The following is a 15,345-nucleotide window of genomic DNA, read 5'->3' on the forward strand; positions in this document are numbered from 1 at the left end:
GCGGAAAAAGACTCAAGGCACCAGCACAACCGACCCCGGCAACCCGCCCCGGTGCAGATCGGCATGAGCCCGGGCGGCGTCCGCCAGCGGATAGCGACGCCCGACATTGGGCTGGATGATACCGGCGTCAATCGCTTGCAACACGTCCTTTGCACGCTGCTGGTATTCCTCCGGCGTGGCGGTGTGGGCGGCGAGGGACGGTCGGGTCAGGAACAACGAACCCTTGGCATTCAGAGTGCTGATCTCGACCGGCGCCGGCGCACCCGACGCCATGCCGAACGACACCAGCAACCCGCGCGGACGCAGGCAATTCAACGACGCCTCGAAAGACACCCGGCCAATCGGGTCGTACACCACATCCACTTTCTTGCCCTGGGTGATGTCGACCACCGCGTCGGCCAGCGTCGCCTCATCGAACACCAACACCTCATCACAACCCGCCAATCGGGCCCGCTCGACACTCTCGGCGCTGGACACCACACCAATCACAACCGCCCCCAAATGCTTCGCCCACGGCACCATGATCTGCCCCAGCGCACCGGCCGCACCGTAAATCAGCACCGTCGAACCCGGCCCGACCGGGTAAGTGGACTTGAGCAAATACTGCGCGGTGATGCCCTTGAACAGCACAGCCGCCGCGTCCTCGAAACTCAGACTGTCGGGAATCTTCACCAGCCGATTGGCCGGATAGAGGCGGGCGCTGGCATACGCGCCGACAGGGCCCGTGGCGTAAGCGACCCGGTCGCCGACGGCCACGTTCGTCACATTGGCACCTACCACCACAACTCGCCCGGCACCTTCAAGCCCGAGTCCGGAAGGCAAAGCCAACGGTGCGGCACCGGAACGTTGGCTCAAGTCGAGCGGGTTGACGCCAATGGCGAACTGCTCAAGCCAAACCTCGCCGGGGCCGGGAGTTTGCGCGGTGGATTGCTCAAGCTGAATGACCTGAGGCTCACCGGTTTGATGGATGACGGCGGTGGTGACCATGTTGAACGCTCCCTTACGTTGATCGTGGGGAGAGTCTAAAGGCCTGTGTGGGGAGCACTAGTTGGGTTAATTGCAATTCATATGTGCATTCAATGCAGTAATTGGATCAAGGCCCCGTGGTTCGAATTCAATGCCCTTTATTGAAACGCAAACAGCCCGGGCCGACGCCCTTCGTAGTTAACGAGGGTGTCGGCCCGGGCTGTTTTGCATTCCATAACCTCTTGAGCCGCGCTTTTTCCTGCAGCAGCGGGAGGCTCAACAAATCGCGCTATAGAAGCCGCCACGAACGGCTACTACAGCTATCGCCGGGTTACGCTACCTCGACGTGATCCAGCGCCTGATTCACCGCCAGCTCGGCAATCATCACCACCTGCGCAATACCGATCGCCGTCTTGCGATGCGACGGATCGAGCGTGGCCGCGAAATTGCTGAGCATCTCACTGGCCGCCCCCAGGTTTTCGCTGGCGTTGGCCAGCAGGCATTCAGTGTTGTATTTCGGATTGGCCAGGTACATCCGCTCGGGCTCGTTCAAGGACGACATGATCCCGGCGGCGGGGAATAGGTAGTGATCCAGCGCACGCTCGGCGGCGTCGTGGAGTTTTTTGGAATGGGGGGATTCGTAGGGGGAGGTGGGGTCGGTTTCGGGTGGGTTGGGTGTTGGTTTGATCATGGTGAAACTCCTTGTGTCGTCATCAGGAGCCATCACCCACACGCTACCAAACGTTGGGTGGTGGCCATACGCAGGTTGGTAGACCGGGACACAAGGAGACCGGCGCGCCCGAAGACGCCCTGTGCATGGCCACCATAAAACCGGGGCGATTGACCGCCGCGATGGTGTGCTCTGCATCTTGTGTTTGTCTCGGGCTACCAAACCCCATCACTGTTTTTCAGTGACCCGGAAACGATAGAACCCGCGCTGTAGACACACAAGCCGGCGGATTCTGGCGTAGTCGTAGGCAATGACGCAAGGCGTTGTAGCCTTGGGGAAGTTACGGCGGGTTGCCTTAAACGGAGCTGTTTAAGCGTTCAAAGGTGGGGGGCTTAATTCTTGAGAAACAGTCCCGTCCCTTATCGGCTGAAAGGGAAAGGGCGAAGCTATTTAGAGGTCGGAGAAGGCGGGGGCGTACGAGTAGTTCGCAGCAGAGAGAAGCGCTTGGCACGGAACCAAGCGCTCAGGGGTAGGGCGGGGCACTTACGGCTTCACCCTGATGTTTCAGTTCTTGCTAGCGTTCAGCTTGCGCAGTTCTTCGTAGGTCGCCGACTGGACGAACCAGAAGCCGGAAATGATGCACCAGCACAGGGTGCCGGCCACGAAGATACCCAGCGCCGGCAAGAACCCGCTGGTGAAAATCGCGACGATAGCGACCAGCCAGATGAAAGCCAGGGAGAGATAGAGGACGGTGTTGTTGACGCTGATGACGAAGTCTTTCACGGGGCATATTCCTTGCGGGATCTAGAGAAATCCCCCTCTCCGGGGGGAGCGAACGCATGCTATCACATTGCCTTCATGGTTCAAGGAGACCTGTTTCACCACAACGCCCAACTCATCGTATCGGGCGGTTTGTATTCGAAAGACACGCGGCGGTAGCCATAGATTTCTACCGTCTTCACAGGTAGCTGTAGTGGTCTACGCTGAGGTGTCAGAAGGCCACTGCTTGTTGTGTGACGTGCTTCATATATAGGGCCGCCCCTTGGCTCGTTCTCTGATTTCCTCCCTCTACGGATGCGAGACATGATTGAATCGATCACTCTTTCTGGCATAGCTACCTACAGCCCCATAACCCCTGAAACGATTCAAAACCTGAAGGTCGTGAACTACTTCTACGGTGCAAACGGAGCAGGTAAGACAACGATCAGCAGGCTCATAAACGACCCAGCACTATCAACTACGTCCAAAGTAACATGGGCGAAGGGCAATCCGATTCCGGCAATGGTCTACAACAACGATTTCATCGCTACGAATTTCACAGATTCGAAGCAGTTCAAAGGTGTTTTCACGCTGGGACAGGCCGAGCAAGCGCAACTTGATCGGCTGGAAGAGTTGAAGAAAGAAAGAGACCGCCACGCGTTGTTCAAAACTAAAGCGCAAGAAAACCTGAATGGCCCGGACGGCAAGAGTGGGAAGATCGGTGAAAAAAATGCTCTGGAAGCGAACTTAGTAGCACGGTGTTGGGAACAAAAGCAGAAGTACGACGATGAGTTTCAGGGTGCTTTCAAAGGCCTGCGAAATAACCGGGAGGCGTTCAAGAACAGAGTGTTACAAGAAAGAAAAAGTAACACCTCCCAGCTGGTTAGTATCGAAGACCTGCGCAAGCGCGCACAGGTCCTTTATGTTGATGCACCATCACCCATGAATGCTGTCTCCAACCTTGACCTGTCTCGTTTAGTTGCGTTTGAACAAGACCCTATCCTGAGCAAGAAAGTGGTTGGTAAAGAGGATGTCAATGTTTCCGCGATGATCCAGCACCTAGGGAACAGTGACTGGATTAGGCAAGGTTTGAAGTACTTGGTAAATGCCGACGATGACTGTCCTTTCTGTCAACAGAAACTGCCGCATGAGTTCGAAAAAAGCCTGGCGGACTATTTCGACGAAACATTTGAGGCAGATACTAAAGCGCTTTCGCAGTTTCGGGATATTTATAGTTCTGTAACAGATGAGCTATTAGCTCAGGCTCAAACAATCCTAGCCACGAATTGTTCTCACTTAGATAAAGAGAAGCTTGATCTTGAGTTGCAGGCCTTGAATGCAATCATACTAGTGAACAGGCAGCGCATTGATCAGAAGGTAGCTAGTCCCAGTGTTGATGTAGCGTTGGAGGGTTTTGCGGAGATTCCGCTTAGAGTTTCTGAACTGATAAACTCAGCCAATATCAAGGTCGCTGAACACAATCGTCTTGTTTCGGGGTTTACCGTTGAGCAGGGTAAGTTAACAGGTGCAGTGTGGCGATATCTTCTTGATGTTGAGCTCAAAGATACTCTTACTGATTATGCAAAAGATGCTGGCGGTGTCGCTAAAGCAATTGATAGCTTCACTGCAAGCATGGATAGGGCAACGCTAGATATATCAACGGCTGATGCAGAAATTGCAACAATTGAAACTTCGCTGACAAGCGTGAGACCTACTGTCATTGCAATCAATAAAATTTTGAAAGATTTTGGGTTTCGAAGCTTCTCCCTGGATCCTGCGTGTGCCGATAATTCATATCGGCTGATTCGAAGCGATGGAACTGACGCTAAAGCAACACTTAGCGAAGGCGAAAAGACCTTCGTAACTTTTCTGTATTTCTATCATTTGCTCAGGGGAAGTATCAAAACTTCGGGGATTAGTACTGATCGAATAGTCGTCATTGATGACCCGGTTTCAAGCCTGGATAGCGATGTTCTGTTTATCGTGAGCAGCTTAATAAAAAAGCTTTTTCACGAGGTTCGCCAGAAGGGAAATAACCTAAAACAGGTCTTTGTCTTGACTCATAACGTGCACTTTCATAAAGAAATCACCTTTAACCCCAACAGAACTGGAGATGCTTCCATTAAGGATGAGACGTTTTGGGTAGTACGCAAGCCTGATAATTTCTCAAAAATTGAAGGCTTTGAGAATAATCCTATTAAAACGTCATATCAACTGTTGTGGGCAGAATTGGCGAGAAAGCCATTGCCGACGCTTACAATACAAAATACTATGCGCAGGATTCTGGAAAACTACTTCAAGATCCTAGGAGGCATAGATACGCATGTTATTATCGAGAAGTTTGGAGGGCAGGAAAAGGTTCAATGCCAATCATTGATTAGTTGGGTTAATGACGGATCTCACTATTCGCCAGACGATCTGTATGTGGCAATAAGCGATGGTATGGCGCACAGCTATATGAAGATCTTCTTCAAGGTCTTTAAGGCTATGGAGCATATGCCTCATTATAAAATGATGATGGGGCAAGACTTTGTCGATTTAGATCTTATTGAGGAGCCGACGGAGGATGAGGAAATGGTCGGCGAAGCAGGTGAGGCTGCCGTTGGTGCAGATGCACTAATCATAATTCCAGGAGCATCTGATGATAAAGGTGCCACCAAGCCATTGAACACTTCTGCGCTTTTGGTAATCCCCACTGAGGCGCAGCCTCCTGAGCCATTCCCGGCAGAGGCGGGTGGTTCGGACCCTGATATTCCATTCTGAATCGCTTGATCATGGACAAAAGGGGGCTGATTTTTTATAAAATAAATCTGACCCCTTTTTCTTTTTCTTTTTCTTTTTCTTTTGTTTTGTTTTGTTTTGTTTTGTTAGTGAATATTAAGAAACTTACGATACGATGGGTGCAATGACCATTTGACGTTGTTTCTGCGATTTTCTGTAGAGCGATATAAATCAGGGTCGTCCGTGAAGTGTGTGAATTCTTTTCCATCTAAATGTATGTGAGATACTAGGCCTAGTTTGTATAAGAAGTCAGCAAGATCCTCAACGCCAGAATAGGGCTTTCCGTCAACTGGAGGGATGTCATCTTTAGTTCTTCCTCGTAAAAAATTAAGCTCCAATGTTTCTTCCAAATCAGAGCATGAAAATTCTTTTTTTGTTGCCCTTAATGCATCGATAAGATGGTTTAGTTCGTCGAATTGATGAATGTGCTCTTTGATTAGGTCGTCTCTGCGGTTGGCTCCAAAATCGGAAAGAATATAGTTTATATGCTCAAGCGTTATCTTTCGAGTGGTGGGTTTTTCTTTTGCTTTTTTTCCTGCCATACGGCAAAGTTGCCCCATCCAGCGAGGTCTTCTATTGGAAAAGGCAGATATTGCATCGAACAATTTTGCCTCTTTATTACCTGCCCACTCAATGGGTGATGTAAATACCATGTCAAGTATCTTGTTGTAGTCTGTAGTTATTTTAAATTTTGCTTCTGGTGAGGTTGGATGATTGTTGGTGATATAAACAAGAATTTTTTGTGCAAGCATGTCCCGCATCTGGCGCTTGGTCCAAAATATGTTAATTATATACTGCTGTAGTTTATCCAGGTCTTCTAGGTGCCTTAGGCATGACCACACATCACTTCGTACGGTTGAACGTATATTCAGCCCTTTGTAGTCGAATGCAAGAGACCGAATTGCACTAAAGAACGATCCGACTCTTGCTTGACTTTCGGAGTTGTTCTGAAATTTTGCGTCGATATCATCGATAAGCAACCATACATGCTTCCGCTCCTCGGAATCCTGATATCGCTTCAGCAAAGTCTCGAAGTTGGTGGGAAGGGATTTCTGTAACTCAACACCAAGTAAGGGTATTTTTCCTAAGGTTCGGGATATCAGTGCGCCTATTATGTTTTTGCTTTTTAACCCATCGAGTTCAGCAAGCTCTACCATTGACATGGTGTCGTCAGATAAAGCTACTCCTATATTGGCACCAATTTCCATGAGGATTTTTTTGCAGATTATTTGCTTCCAGTAGTTTTCTAAAAGCGAATGGTCGCATCCGGTGAAATGTCCTAGACCTAATAGCTCATTACCTTTTACTCGAATAATGATCGGGTCGTCATATAGTGGGTCGTTGTTGAGTTTGTAATAAAGTCGAGAAAGAAGTGCGGACTTGCCCATGCCTTTTCGAGCACTGACGATGGATAATTTTTCTTCTTTTTCATAAAAATCATCAAAGTCATTGTTCTCAATGTAGTATGCGTTTAGATGATCGAGGTCTTCATCTTCACCTGCTTCATTTCCAAATAATTTTTTGTCGCGAAGGTTTATTGAGATCATTTATTTAGTGCTCGGTAAAACTAATTATTTAGTCGGTTCCCAAGGTGTCGGCGAGGCTAAAGCCTAAGTTTGTTACTTCGTATACCTCGCCTTTGGAACCGCGAGCCGTAACAAGCTCAAACTTTGTAAGTTCTTCAAGTGCCGATTCCCATTTGGCGATTTCTCTACGCTCACTGGAGTCGATAAGGTTTTTACCATTTGTTTGTATGTCCGTTCCGCCGATGTAGCGGATGTGCATTATGGTGCCGTGTGAATCTTTAGAAGCTTCCCTTAACAACGATCTTGCTTCATAGGACAAGCTTGGAATGTTTCTTTGGGTCGGTGCGGGTGGTGCGGCTCCTAGAGAATCGTCAATTTTGAATATCTTATTTTCGTTTATTGTAATCTGTAGTTGTCTTGCGAATTTATTGCGGAAGTCTGATATATCTTCATATCCTTCGTACAGACTTCGCTGTCGACAAGTATTTTTGAAGTCTGTCAGGAGTTTGTATTGGTTGTGGTCTACTGTGTCTAAAGCCGCAGGTTGGCTGGAGAAATACAACATGGCCGGTCTGCCGGCATTCACATGTTTTTCAATTTCTTCGACAGTCCCACTCGCATACTCAGTAGTAGCGGTACCGACTCTCGTCCAGAAAACTCCAATCAACAAATCGCACTTTTCCAGAATCTGTCTGTTAATAATCGTCTGTGGTTCAGATCCCATTTCTGGAGCAGAGTGTGTCTCCCATCCAATAGGCAAGAGAACAATTTTTCGGGATCTAGAATGCACTGCATTCCATTCGTGAATAACTTCTCTGGCTTGAGCGCGTTCGGCTTTTACGTCTCCTGGTGATGCGATCATCACATTAAAAACTTCTGCTTCATAACTCATGCTCATTCCTTAGTGCGTTTTGTATTAGGTGGCAACATGACATCAAAGGTGCCACGAAGTCTTGCCGCCGTCCACCGCTTCAAACACGCCGTTTTCGCACTCGAGACCAATAGTTCTGACGGCTCTCACAAGAAGCGAGCGATCATCAGGGTTTCTACGCCTACGAATGTCTGAAGCAGAAATTATCCCTCCTTATGCCTTAACCCACCGCCCCCGACCCCAACCACTCAACCAATCCACCCCCCACACCAAAATCAGCATAGCCAAAATCACCGTCCCCGCCTGCGCCTCCTGAAACAAACTCAAGCTCACATACAACATCTGTCCCAACCCCCCAGCCCCGACAAACCCCAGCACGCTCGCCATCCGAATATTGTTCTCCCACCGATACAAACAATACGCCAGCAACTGCGGCGCCAGGTTCGGCAGCGTGCCGTAGCAGAACGCCAAAACCGGATTCCCCCCCTGCAACCGAATTGCATCCGCCGGTTCCGGCGGCGTGTTCTCCAGCGCTTCAGCAAACAACCGTCCCAATACGCCCGTGGTGTGCAGGGCCAGGGCCAATGTCCCGGCATTCGGCCCAAGCCCAGCCGCAAGCACCATCAACGCAGCCCACACCAATTCGGGAATCGCACGCAGTGCATTGAGCAGCAGGCGCGCAGCACTCTGAAAAAACCAGCCAAACCGGCCAGCGGCGGGGAGCGCCAACAGCAGGCCCAGCACAGCGGCAAGAAGGGTTCCGAGGGCGGACATGGCGAGGGTTTCCATTGATCCGCGCAGGATGGCGCTTAGGTAGTCAGCGCTGAGGTCCGGGCTGAGAAATCGCGCCACATACAGGCCCATATGTTTCAGGCTGTTGGGGCTTCCGAGTTCTTCAAGATCAAGGCCCAGGTAGGCAAACGAGGCAATGACGGCCGCAACAATGGCTAGGATCAGCAACGGATTGATCAGGCGTTTCATGCCAGCCTCCAGCGCAGTAGGCGGCTGAGTTGGTCGGCGCCGAGGACGAGGAAGAGGAAGGTCAGGAGCATGCTGGCGACTTCGCCGCCGGCGAACATGCGGATGGACAGGTCGATCTGTTGGCCGAGGCCGCCGGCGCCGACGAAGCCCATGACGACCGAGGCGCGGATGGCGCATTCCCAGCGGTAGACGGTGTAGGAGAGCAGTTCCGCCGCGACGTTGGGCAACACGCCGTAGGCGAAACTGGCGAGGCGGCCGCTGCCGGCCTGGAGCAGGGCGTGGGCCGGGCGTTGGTCGGTGGACTCGTAGATTTCGGCGTAGACCTTGCCGAGCATGCCGCTGTAGGTGATCGCAATGGCCAGCACGCCCGCCGCCGGACCGAGGCCGACGGCGCGCACGAAGAGCAGCGCCCAGACAATTTCCGGCACGCTGCGCAGGAAGATCAGCAGCCCGCGCACCGGCCAGCGCAGCAGTCTGCCCAATAGGCTAGGGCGTCCGCTGCGGGAGGCGGCGGTCAGCGACAGGGCGCGGCTGGCGAGCAGGCTGGCCGGCACCGCCAACAGCAACGCCAGGGCCATGCCGGCGGTGGCGATGGCCAGGGTTTGCAGGGTGGCTTTGAGGAGTAATTGAAGAAACTCGCGATCGTGCTCTGGTGGCCAGAACATCGACACGAAACGGCCCATTTCGCTCTGGCTGTCGGCGTGAAACAGCACGCCCAGATCCAGCTCGCTGAGCTGAATGCCGGGCCACAGCAAGGCAATCGCCAACCCGGTCAGCAGCAACCGTGGCAGCGCTGCGGGGTCGCGGGTGTCGGCGCTCAGCATCGCGGAATCTGCACAATCAGCGGCGCGACGGCGGGCGCCGGGGATTGCAGTTGTTCGTTGGCGTAGAGGGTGTCGAGCATGTCGCGGCTGACCTGCGCGGACGGGCAGTCGAAGAGGATCTGCCCCTCGCGCAACCCGACGATGCGCGGGAAGTGCGACAGCGCCAGTTCCACCGCGTGCAGGCTCGCGACCAGTGTGACGTTGTGCTCCCGGGCATGGCGCGACAGGATCGACAGCGTGTGCCCGGCCAGCACCGGGTCCATCGCCGAGACCGGTTCGTCGGCCAGCAACACTTCCGGCGCCTGATACAGCACGCGGGCGATGCCGACCCGCTGCAATTGCCCGCCGGACAGTTGCTGGCATTGGCTGAAGAGTTTGTCCGCCAGATCCAGTCGCGCCAGTGCGGCGCGGGCGCCGGGCACGTCGAGCGGATGCAGCAGGTTGATCAGGCTTTTGCCCAGGCTCCATTGCCCGAGTTTGCCGGCCAGCACCGCCGTCACCACCCGTTGCCGGGGCGGCAGGGGCGGCGCCTGATGCACCAGGCCGATGCGCGCACGCAGGCGTTGTCGTTGGCGGGCGGACAAATGCCAGGCGCGCTCGCCCAGCACTTCGATGTCGCCGCTGCTGGGCCGAATGGCGGTCGCCAGCAGATTCAGCAGGCTGGATTTGCCGGCGCCGGACGGGCCGATGATCGCCACCTGCTCGCCGGCCTCGATCTGCAAATCCACGCCGCGCAGGGCTTCCACGCCATTGGTGTGGTGCAGAAAACCCTTGTTGAGGCGCAGCGTCATTTCAGCAAGTCGGCGGCGCGGGCGGCTTCCTCGATGCCTTTGTAATTGTCCGGGCTGGTTTCGATGAAACGGCTGGCGGCCTGCAAGTCGAGGATTTTCTTGTGCTCGGGGTTGGCCGGGTCGAGGTCGAGGAAGGCTTTTTTGATCTTCGCCGCCAACGCCGGGTCGAGGGTGCCGCGCACGGTCCAGTTGTAATCGAAGTAGGCCGGAGTGGTGGCGAAGACCTTGACCTTGTTGGTGTCGACCCTGCCGGCGTCCACCAGTTTCTGCCAGACACTGGCGTTCAGCACACCGGCGTCGACCTTGCCGGCCTGCACCCAGGCGACGGTGGCGTCGTGGGCGCCGGAGTAGCCGACGCGGCTGAAATAGCTTTCCGGTTTGATACCGTCCTTGAGCATGAAATAGCGCGGCATCAGGCTGCCGGAGGTGGACGACACGGAGCCGAAGGCGAAGGTCTTGCCTTTGAGGTCGGCGAGGCTTTTGACGTTCGGGTCGGCGGTGATGAATTTGCTGGTGAACTGGGCGTCTTGTTCGCGCTGCACCAGCGGAATGACCTTTGGATCACTTTTCAACTGCGCCTGGACGAAAGTGAAACCACCGAGCCAAGCCAGATCGAGACGGTTGGTGGCTAATGCTTCGACCACTGCCGGGTAGTCGGCCACCGGCACAAATTCGACTTTCATGTTCAGTTGCTTCTCCAGATAAGACCCCAGCGGCTCGAACTTGCGCAACAACTCGGTCGGGGCTTCATCGGGAATCGCGCTGACCTTCAACACCTCCGCGGCTTGCGCCAGCACGGCGGACAGGGACAGGGCCAAACCAGCGGTCAGTGCCAGGGTTCGCTTGAGCATGGAATTCTCCGTTTCGTGGGCATCAAGATCAGTGCGCCGACGATGGGCAGTCATCGTCGGGTGCAAGGTCAGGTTAGACGAAACGGCGCGATTGCGAGGGAGTCGGGCCGTGGTTGCTTGTCAGGCAATGGGCAAACGCGCCACCCATTTCCCGCCACCCGCGCCGTCCTTCAAGGCACGCAAGGCCTGGGGCAGTTCGCGGAAGTCGAACATCTGCAACGTCGGGCCGATCAGGCTGCCGTCGAGCAGGGCTTGCAGCAGGTGTTCGCCGTTGCGGCGCAAGGTCTGGCGATCGTGCAGGCTGGCGTGGGCATGGAAGCTGTTCAAGGCCACTTCATGCAACGAAATCGCGGTGGTGAAGGCCAGCAGCGGCGCTGTTTCCTGACGATCCTGAATGCACACCAGATGGCCGTTGTAGCCCAGCAGGTCGGCCATTTCCGCCGCGTGAGCGCCGCTGACTGTGTCGAAAACTGCATGCAAACGACGTTCGCCGAGGCTGGCCGTGAGTGCGGTTTTCCAGTCCGGTTCGCGGTAATCGAATACGCCGACTGCGCCCAGGGCTTTGAGCTTTGCATGATGCGCGCCGGATGCAGTCGCCCAGACCCGCCATCCGCGTTGTGCCGCCAGTTGCACCAGCAGCAGGCCGACCGCACCGCCGGCGCCGATCACCAGCACATCGACCGCGCCATTTGCGGGGACTTTTTCCACGGCTTGCCACGCGGTCAAACCGGGGCAGGGCAGTGACGCTGCGGCCGCATCATCGAGCGCGGCGGGCACCGATAGCACGGTGGCGGCGTCCAGCAGGCAGTACTCGGCGAAGCTGCCATCGCTCGCCAATGATTGGTGATACGCCACGCGACTGCCGGGTTGCAGTGTCACGCCGGCGCCGGCCGCGACCACCACACCCATGCCGTCGACACCCGGCACGCGACCGGTGCTCCATGCGGGATGGCCCCACTCGATGATCTTCCAGTCCACCGGGTTCAAGGCGATGGCGCGGTTGGCCACCAGCACTTGCCCGGGGCCGGGTTGCACGAGGGGTTTGCGGGTCAGTGTCAGGCCATCCAGCCCTTGGCCGGTTGTCCAGGCCCAGGCAGCGTAATCGGTTTGCATTGTGCGATTTCCCATGACAGTCGATGGCCGCCAGTATCGGTGGCAACGTGCATGAGAAGAACCGGCCTTGGGTCAAAGGTGTTTTGCGTAAAAATCAGCAATGCCCCGCAGCACTTCAATCGACCTGCGCAAACCGCTCCACCAGCCAATCGATAAACACCCGCACCCGATTGCTCAAATGCCGGTTCGGCGGATACAGCACATGAAACGGATACGCCGGTGGCCGCCAATCTTCGAGGATCGGCACCAGCTCGCCGCGCTCGATGGCCGTCCTCACCGTGTAGTTGAAGGTGTGGATGATCCCCAAACCTGCAAGGCCTGCCGCCAGATGTGCATTGCTCTCGTTGACGCTGATCAGGCCTTTGCCTTCGATCTGATGGCGTTCGCCGTTGCGCTGGAAGTTCGACGGCAGGATGCGGCCGGTGGAGGCCGAGCGGTAGGCGATCACCTGATGGCTGGCCAGTTCGAGCGGGTGGTTCGGGGTGCCGTGGCGTTGCAGATAGTCGGGCGTGGCGCAGGTGGTCCAGGACACTTCGCCGAGGCGGCGCACGGCCAGGGTTTGTTCGGTCAGCGGGCCGCCGCGAATCACGCAGTCGACGCGTTCGCTGATCAGGTCCACCGGGCGGTCGCTGACGCCCAGATCCACCTGAATGTCCGGATAGCGTTCGAAGAATTTCGGCAGTTCGGGGATCACCAGCATCGTCGCGGTCGAGCCGCCGATGTCCACGCGAATCTTGCCGCGCGGCAGGCCTTGCGCCTGGCTGAAACCCTGATCGATATCGTCCAGTTGATGCAGCAGTTGTTGGGTCAACTGGTAATAGGAAGCGCCGTCGGCCGTGACGGTGAGGCGGCGGGTGGTGCGTTGCAGCAGGCGCACGCCGAGGTGGTTTTCCAGCTGGCCGATCAGTTTGCTGACCGTGGTTTTCGGCAGGTTCAGCGAGTCGGCGGCTTTGGTGAATGAACCGCTTTCCACGACGCGGGCGAAGGTGCGGATCGCCATTAACTGATTCATCGGCTCGGGCTCGGTGGATTGGACAGGGCTGAGTATTGTGCATGTCTGTGCACAAACAAAACCGATTTAGCGGATTTTTCAATTCAATCGATCGGCCTAAAGTCGCTTCCAACGGCTCACCTACGACCCGTCACCTACCTTGAAACGGTTACTGGAGATTCATCATGAGCAACAGACTTGAAGGCAAAATCGCACTGATCACTGGCGGCACCACCGGCATCGGCCTGGCTTCGGCGCAGGAATTCGTCGCCCAGGGCGCCACGGTATTTATCACTGGCCGTCGTCAGGCCGAACTGGACAAAGCGGTCGCCGCCATCGGCCCGCGAGCCATCGGCATTCAGGGCGACGTGGCGAAGCTGGACGATCTGGACCGAATCTACAGCGAGATCGCCGCGAAGGCCGGGCACCTCGATATCCTGTTCGCCAACGCCGGCGGCGGGGACATGCTGCCGCTGGGTTCGATCACTGAAGAACACTTCGACCGGATTTTCGGCGCCAACGTGAAGGGCACGCTGTTCACCGTGCAGAAGGCCTTGCCGCTGCTGCGCGATGGCGCATCGATTCTGCTGACTTCATCCACCACTTCGGTGCAGGGCACGGAGAACTTCAGCGTCTACAGCGCGAGCAAAGCGGCGGTGCGCAACTTCGCCCGGTCGTGGCTGCTGGATCTGAAACCACGGCGCATCCGCGTCAACGCCATCAGCCCCGGCCCGGTGCGCACCCCAGGTCTGGCAGGGTTGGTGCCAGCGGAACACACGCAGGGGCTGTTCGATCAACTGGCGTCGATAGTGCCGATCGGGCGTCTGGGCGAGCCGAGCGAGATTGCCAAGGCTGCGCTGTTCCTGGCTTCGGATGACAGCAGCTTCGTCAACGGCATCGAGTTGTTCGTCGACGGCGGCACTGCGCAGATCTGATCTGACTTAAGTCGCTTGATGCCCCGGCACTTGTTCAGTCGAGTGCCGGGGTTCTTCCGTTTCTTCGTCCGGCGCGTTATCCCAAATCGCGCGCGGGTCGAAACTCATCGCCGACAACATCGTGAACACCACCACCAGGCCGAAGAACAGAATCCCCGGTCGCGGCTCGATATCCCCCAGCGCCTGGAATTTCACCAGCGCCGCCACCAGCGCGACCACCAGCACATCAAGCATCGACCAATAGCCGATCAGCTCGACGAAGCGGTACAGCTTCGAACGCTCCTTGCGCGCCCAATGACTGTCCCGTTGCACGGTGACCAGCAGCAACGTCAGCGCGACGAATTTCACCCCCGGCACCGCGATGCTGGCGATGAAGATGATCAGCGCGATGTCCCACGCGCCGTGTTCCCAGAACTCCAGCACGCCGCTCATGATGGTGCTGTCGGCGCCGCTGCCGAGCAGGGTGGTGTTCATCACCGGCAGCAGATTCGCCGGCATGTAAAACGCCAGTGCGGCGAACATGTAGGCCCAGGTGCGGGTCAGCGAGTTGGTCTTGCGCCGATGCAGCGGCGCTTCGCAACGCGGGCATTGGTGCGGTTCGCCGGTCATGTCGCAAGCCAGCCCGCAGCTGTGGCACAGGCAGAGGTTGAGTTCAGTTGCCGTCGGTGGTCGTTTCACAGGATCTCCCACAATTCACGCACGTCGCGCCCGGCGATGCGGATCAGCAACAGGCTGAGTACGGCCAGCGCAAACAGGCCGATGCCGGGAATGACGTCAAGCATGCCCGCCAGTTTGAACACCGCCACCATCGCGCCAAGTAAACACACTTCGAGCATGCTCCACGGCCGCAGCGTTTCCAGCCAGCGCATGCACAGCTTGAACCCCGGACAACGGCGCGAGGCGAGGGCGAAGCTCAAGACCCAGATCAGCAAAACCAACTGAAAGGCCGGGGCGATGATGATCGAGATCGCCGCGACCATCGCCATGAAAGTGATCGGCCCCTGACTCAGGGCCAGTACCGAATCCCACAGGGTCGCGCTGTTTTTCAGGCCTTTCATGCTGATGCTCATCACCGGGTAGAAATTGGCGAACAGCCACAGCATCGCCGCCGTGAAACTCAGCGCCAGGCGCTGCTCCACGCTCAGGCCGTTGTAGCGCTGGAGCACGCCGCCGCAACGCACGCAGAGGGTCTTCTGGTGTTTGGCCAGCGTGACTTTTTCGTACACGCAGTCGCAATGCTCGCAGATGATCAGTTGATCGGTGCTGGCCATGGGGCGCTCGACGGG

At 56.0% G+C, this 15,345-nt stretch carries 15 protein-coding genes; 2 read left to right on the plus strand and 13 right to left on the minus strand.

All coding sequences use genetic code 11. The annotated features are described in order from the left end of the window. Positions 1-12: 12 nt before the first annotated feature. The 3 genes from QR290_RS14130 to QR290_RS14140 all read right to left on the minus strand — a co-directional run bounded on the left by QR290_RS14130 (position 13) and on the right by QR290_RS14140 (position 2,419). Positions 13-987 (minus strand): quinone oxidoreductase family protein, encoded by a 975-nt coding sequence (locus QR290_RS14130; protein WP_289205249.1) that lies wholly within the window; start codon positions 985-987, stop codon positions 13-15. 310 nt (positions 988-1,297) lie between these two features. Then, positions 1,298-1,657, minus strand: a complete 360-nt coding sequence (locus QR290_RS14135) for a DUF6124 family protein (protein WP_289205250.1) — start codon at positions 1,655-1,657, stop codon at positions 1,298-1,300. A 543-nt stretch (positions 1,658-2,200) separates the two neighbouring features. Further along, positions 2,201-2,419, minus strand: coding sequence for a hypothetical protein (locus QR290_RS14140; protein WP_011333849.1), 219 nt, complete (start codon positions 2,417-2,419; stop codon positions 2,201-2,203). A gap of 300 nt (positions 2,420-2,719) precedes the next feature. Between QR290_RS14140 and QR290_RS14145 the strand changes: the two genes are divergently transcribed. Then, the gene (locus QR290_RS14145) at positions 2,720-5,158 is read left to right on the plus strand and encodes an AAA family ATPase (RefSeq protein ID WP_289205251.1); all 2,439 of its coding nucleotides are present in this window, start codon (positions 2,720-2,722) and stop codon (positions 5,156-5,158) included. 104 nt (positions 5,159-5,262) lie between these two features. Here QR290_RS14145 and QR290_RS14150 read toward each other — a convergent pair whose 3' ends face one another. The 8 genes from QR290_RS14150 to QR290_RS14185 all read right to left on the minus strand — a co-directional run bounded on the left by QR290_RS14150 (position 5,263) and on the right by QR290_RS14185 (position 13,145). Next, on the minus strand, positions 5,263-6,723 hold the full coding sequence (locus QR290_RS14150) for a P-loop ATPase, Sll1717 family (RefSeq protein ID WP_289205252.1): 1,461 nt from the start codon (positions 6,721-6,723) through the stop codon (positions 5,263-5,265). A 28-nt stretch (positions 6,724-6,751) separates the two neighbouring features. Then, positions 6,752-7,594 (minus strand): DUF4062 domain-containing protein, encoded by an 843-nt coding sequence (locus QR290_RS14155; RefSeq protein WP_289205253.1) that lies wholly within the window; start codon positions 7,592-7,594, stop codon positions 6,752-6,754. Between the two features lie 192 nt (positions 7,595-7,786). After that, positions 7,787-8,554, minus strand: coding sequence for a phosphonate ABC transporter, permease protein PhnE (gene phnE, locus QR290_RS14160; protein WP_289205254.1), 768 nt, complete (start codon positions 8,552-8,554; stop codon positions 7,787-7,789). Then, entirely contained in the window at positions 8,551-9,378 is an 828-nt protein-coding gene (locus tag QR290_RS14165; protein ID WP_289205255.1) for a PhnE/PtxC family ABC transporter permease, read from the minus strand. Before QR290_RS14165 ends, phnE begins: the two co-directional genes overlap by 4 nt. Then, positions 9,372-10,169 (minus strand): phosphonate ABC transporter ATP-binding protein, encoded by a 798-nt coding sequence (locus QR290_RS14170; protein ID WP_289205256.1) that lies wholly within the window; start codon positions 10,167-10,169, stop codon positions 9,372-9,374. The genes QR290_RS14165 and QR290_RS14170 overlap by 7 nt, the downstream gene beginning before the upstream one ends. Continuing rightward, entirely contained in the window at positions 10,166-11,020 is an 855-nt protein-coding gene (locus QR290_RS14175) for a putative selenate ABC transporter substrate-binding protein (RefSeq protein WP_289205257.1), read from the minus strand. The genes QR290_RS14170 and QR290_RS14175 overlap by 4 nt, the downstream gene beginning before the upstream one ends. 120 nt (positions 11,021-11,140) lie before the next feature. Further along, the gene (locus QR290_RS14180; protein WP_289205258.1) at positions 11,141-12,133 is read right to left on the minus strand and encodes a zinc-binding dehydrogenase; all 993 of its coding nucleotides are present in this window, start codon (positions 12,131-12,133) and stop codon (positions 11,141-11,143) included. 115 nt (positions 12,134-12,248) lie between these two features. Continuing rightward, positions 12,249-13,145: a LysR family transcriptional regulator gene (locus QR290_RS14185; protein ID WP_115077661.1), complete on the minus strand. Its 897-nt coding sequence runs from the start codon at positions 13,143-13,145 to the stop codon at positions 12,249-12,251. A gap of 164 nt (positions 13,146-13,309) precedes the next feature. Between QR290_RS14185 and QR290_RS14190 the strand changes: the two genes are divergently transcribed. After that, positions 13,310-14,059: an SDR family NAD(P)-dependent oxidoreductase gene (locus QR290_RS14190; protein ID WP_007955220.1), complete on the plus strand. Its 750-nt coding sequence runs from the start codon at positions 13,310-13,312 to the stop codon at positions 14,057-14,059. 6 nt (positions 14,060-14,065) lie between these two features. On the opposite strand, the gene QR290_RS14195 is transcribed toward QR290_RS14190, so the two are convergent. Together QR290_RS14195 and QR290_RS14200 are read right to left on the minus strand one after the other, a co-directional pair. Beyond that, entirely contained in the window at positions 14,066-14,737 is a 672-nt protein-coding gene (locus tag QR290_RS14195; protein WP_115077662.1) for a paraquat-inducible protein A, read from the minus strand. Beyond that, positions 14,734-15,330: a paraquat-inducible protein A gene (locus QR290_RS14200; RefSeq protein ID WP_115077663.1), complete on the minus strand. Its 597-nt coding sequence runs from the start codon at positions 15,328-15,330 to the stop codon at positions 14,734-14,736. Before QR290_RS14200 ends, QR290_RS14195 begins: the two co-directional genes overlap by 4 nt. Between the last annotated feature and the right edge of the window lie 15 nt (positions 15,331-15,345).

The sequence above is a fragment of the Pseudomonas fluorescens genome (assembly GCF_030344995.1).
Classification (GTDB): Bacteria; Pseudomonadota; Gammaproteobacteria; order Pseudomonadales; family Pseudomonadaceae; genus Aquipseudomonas; species Aquipseudomonas fluorescens_BF.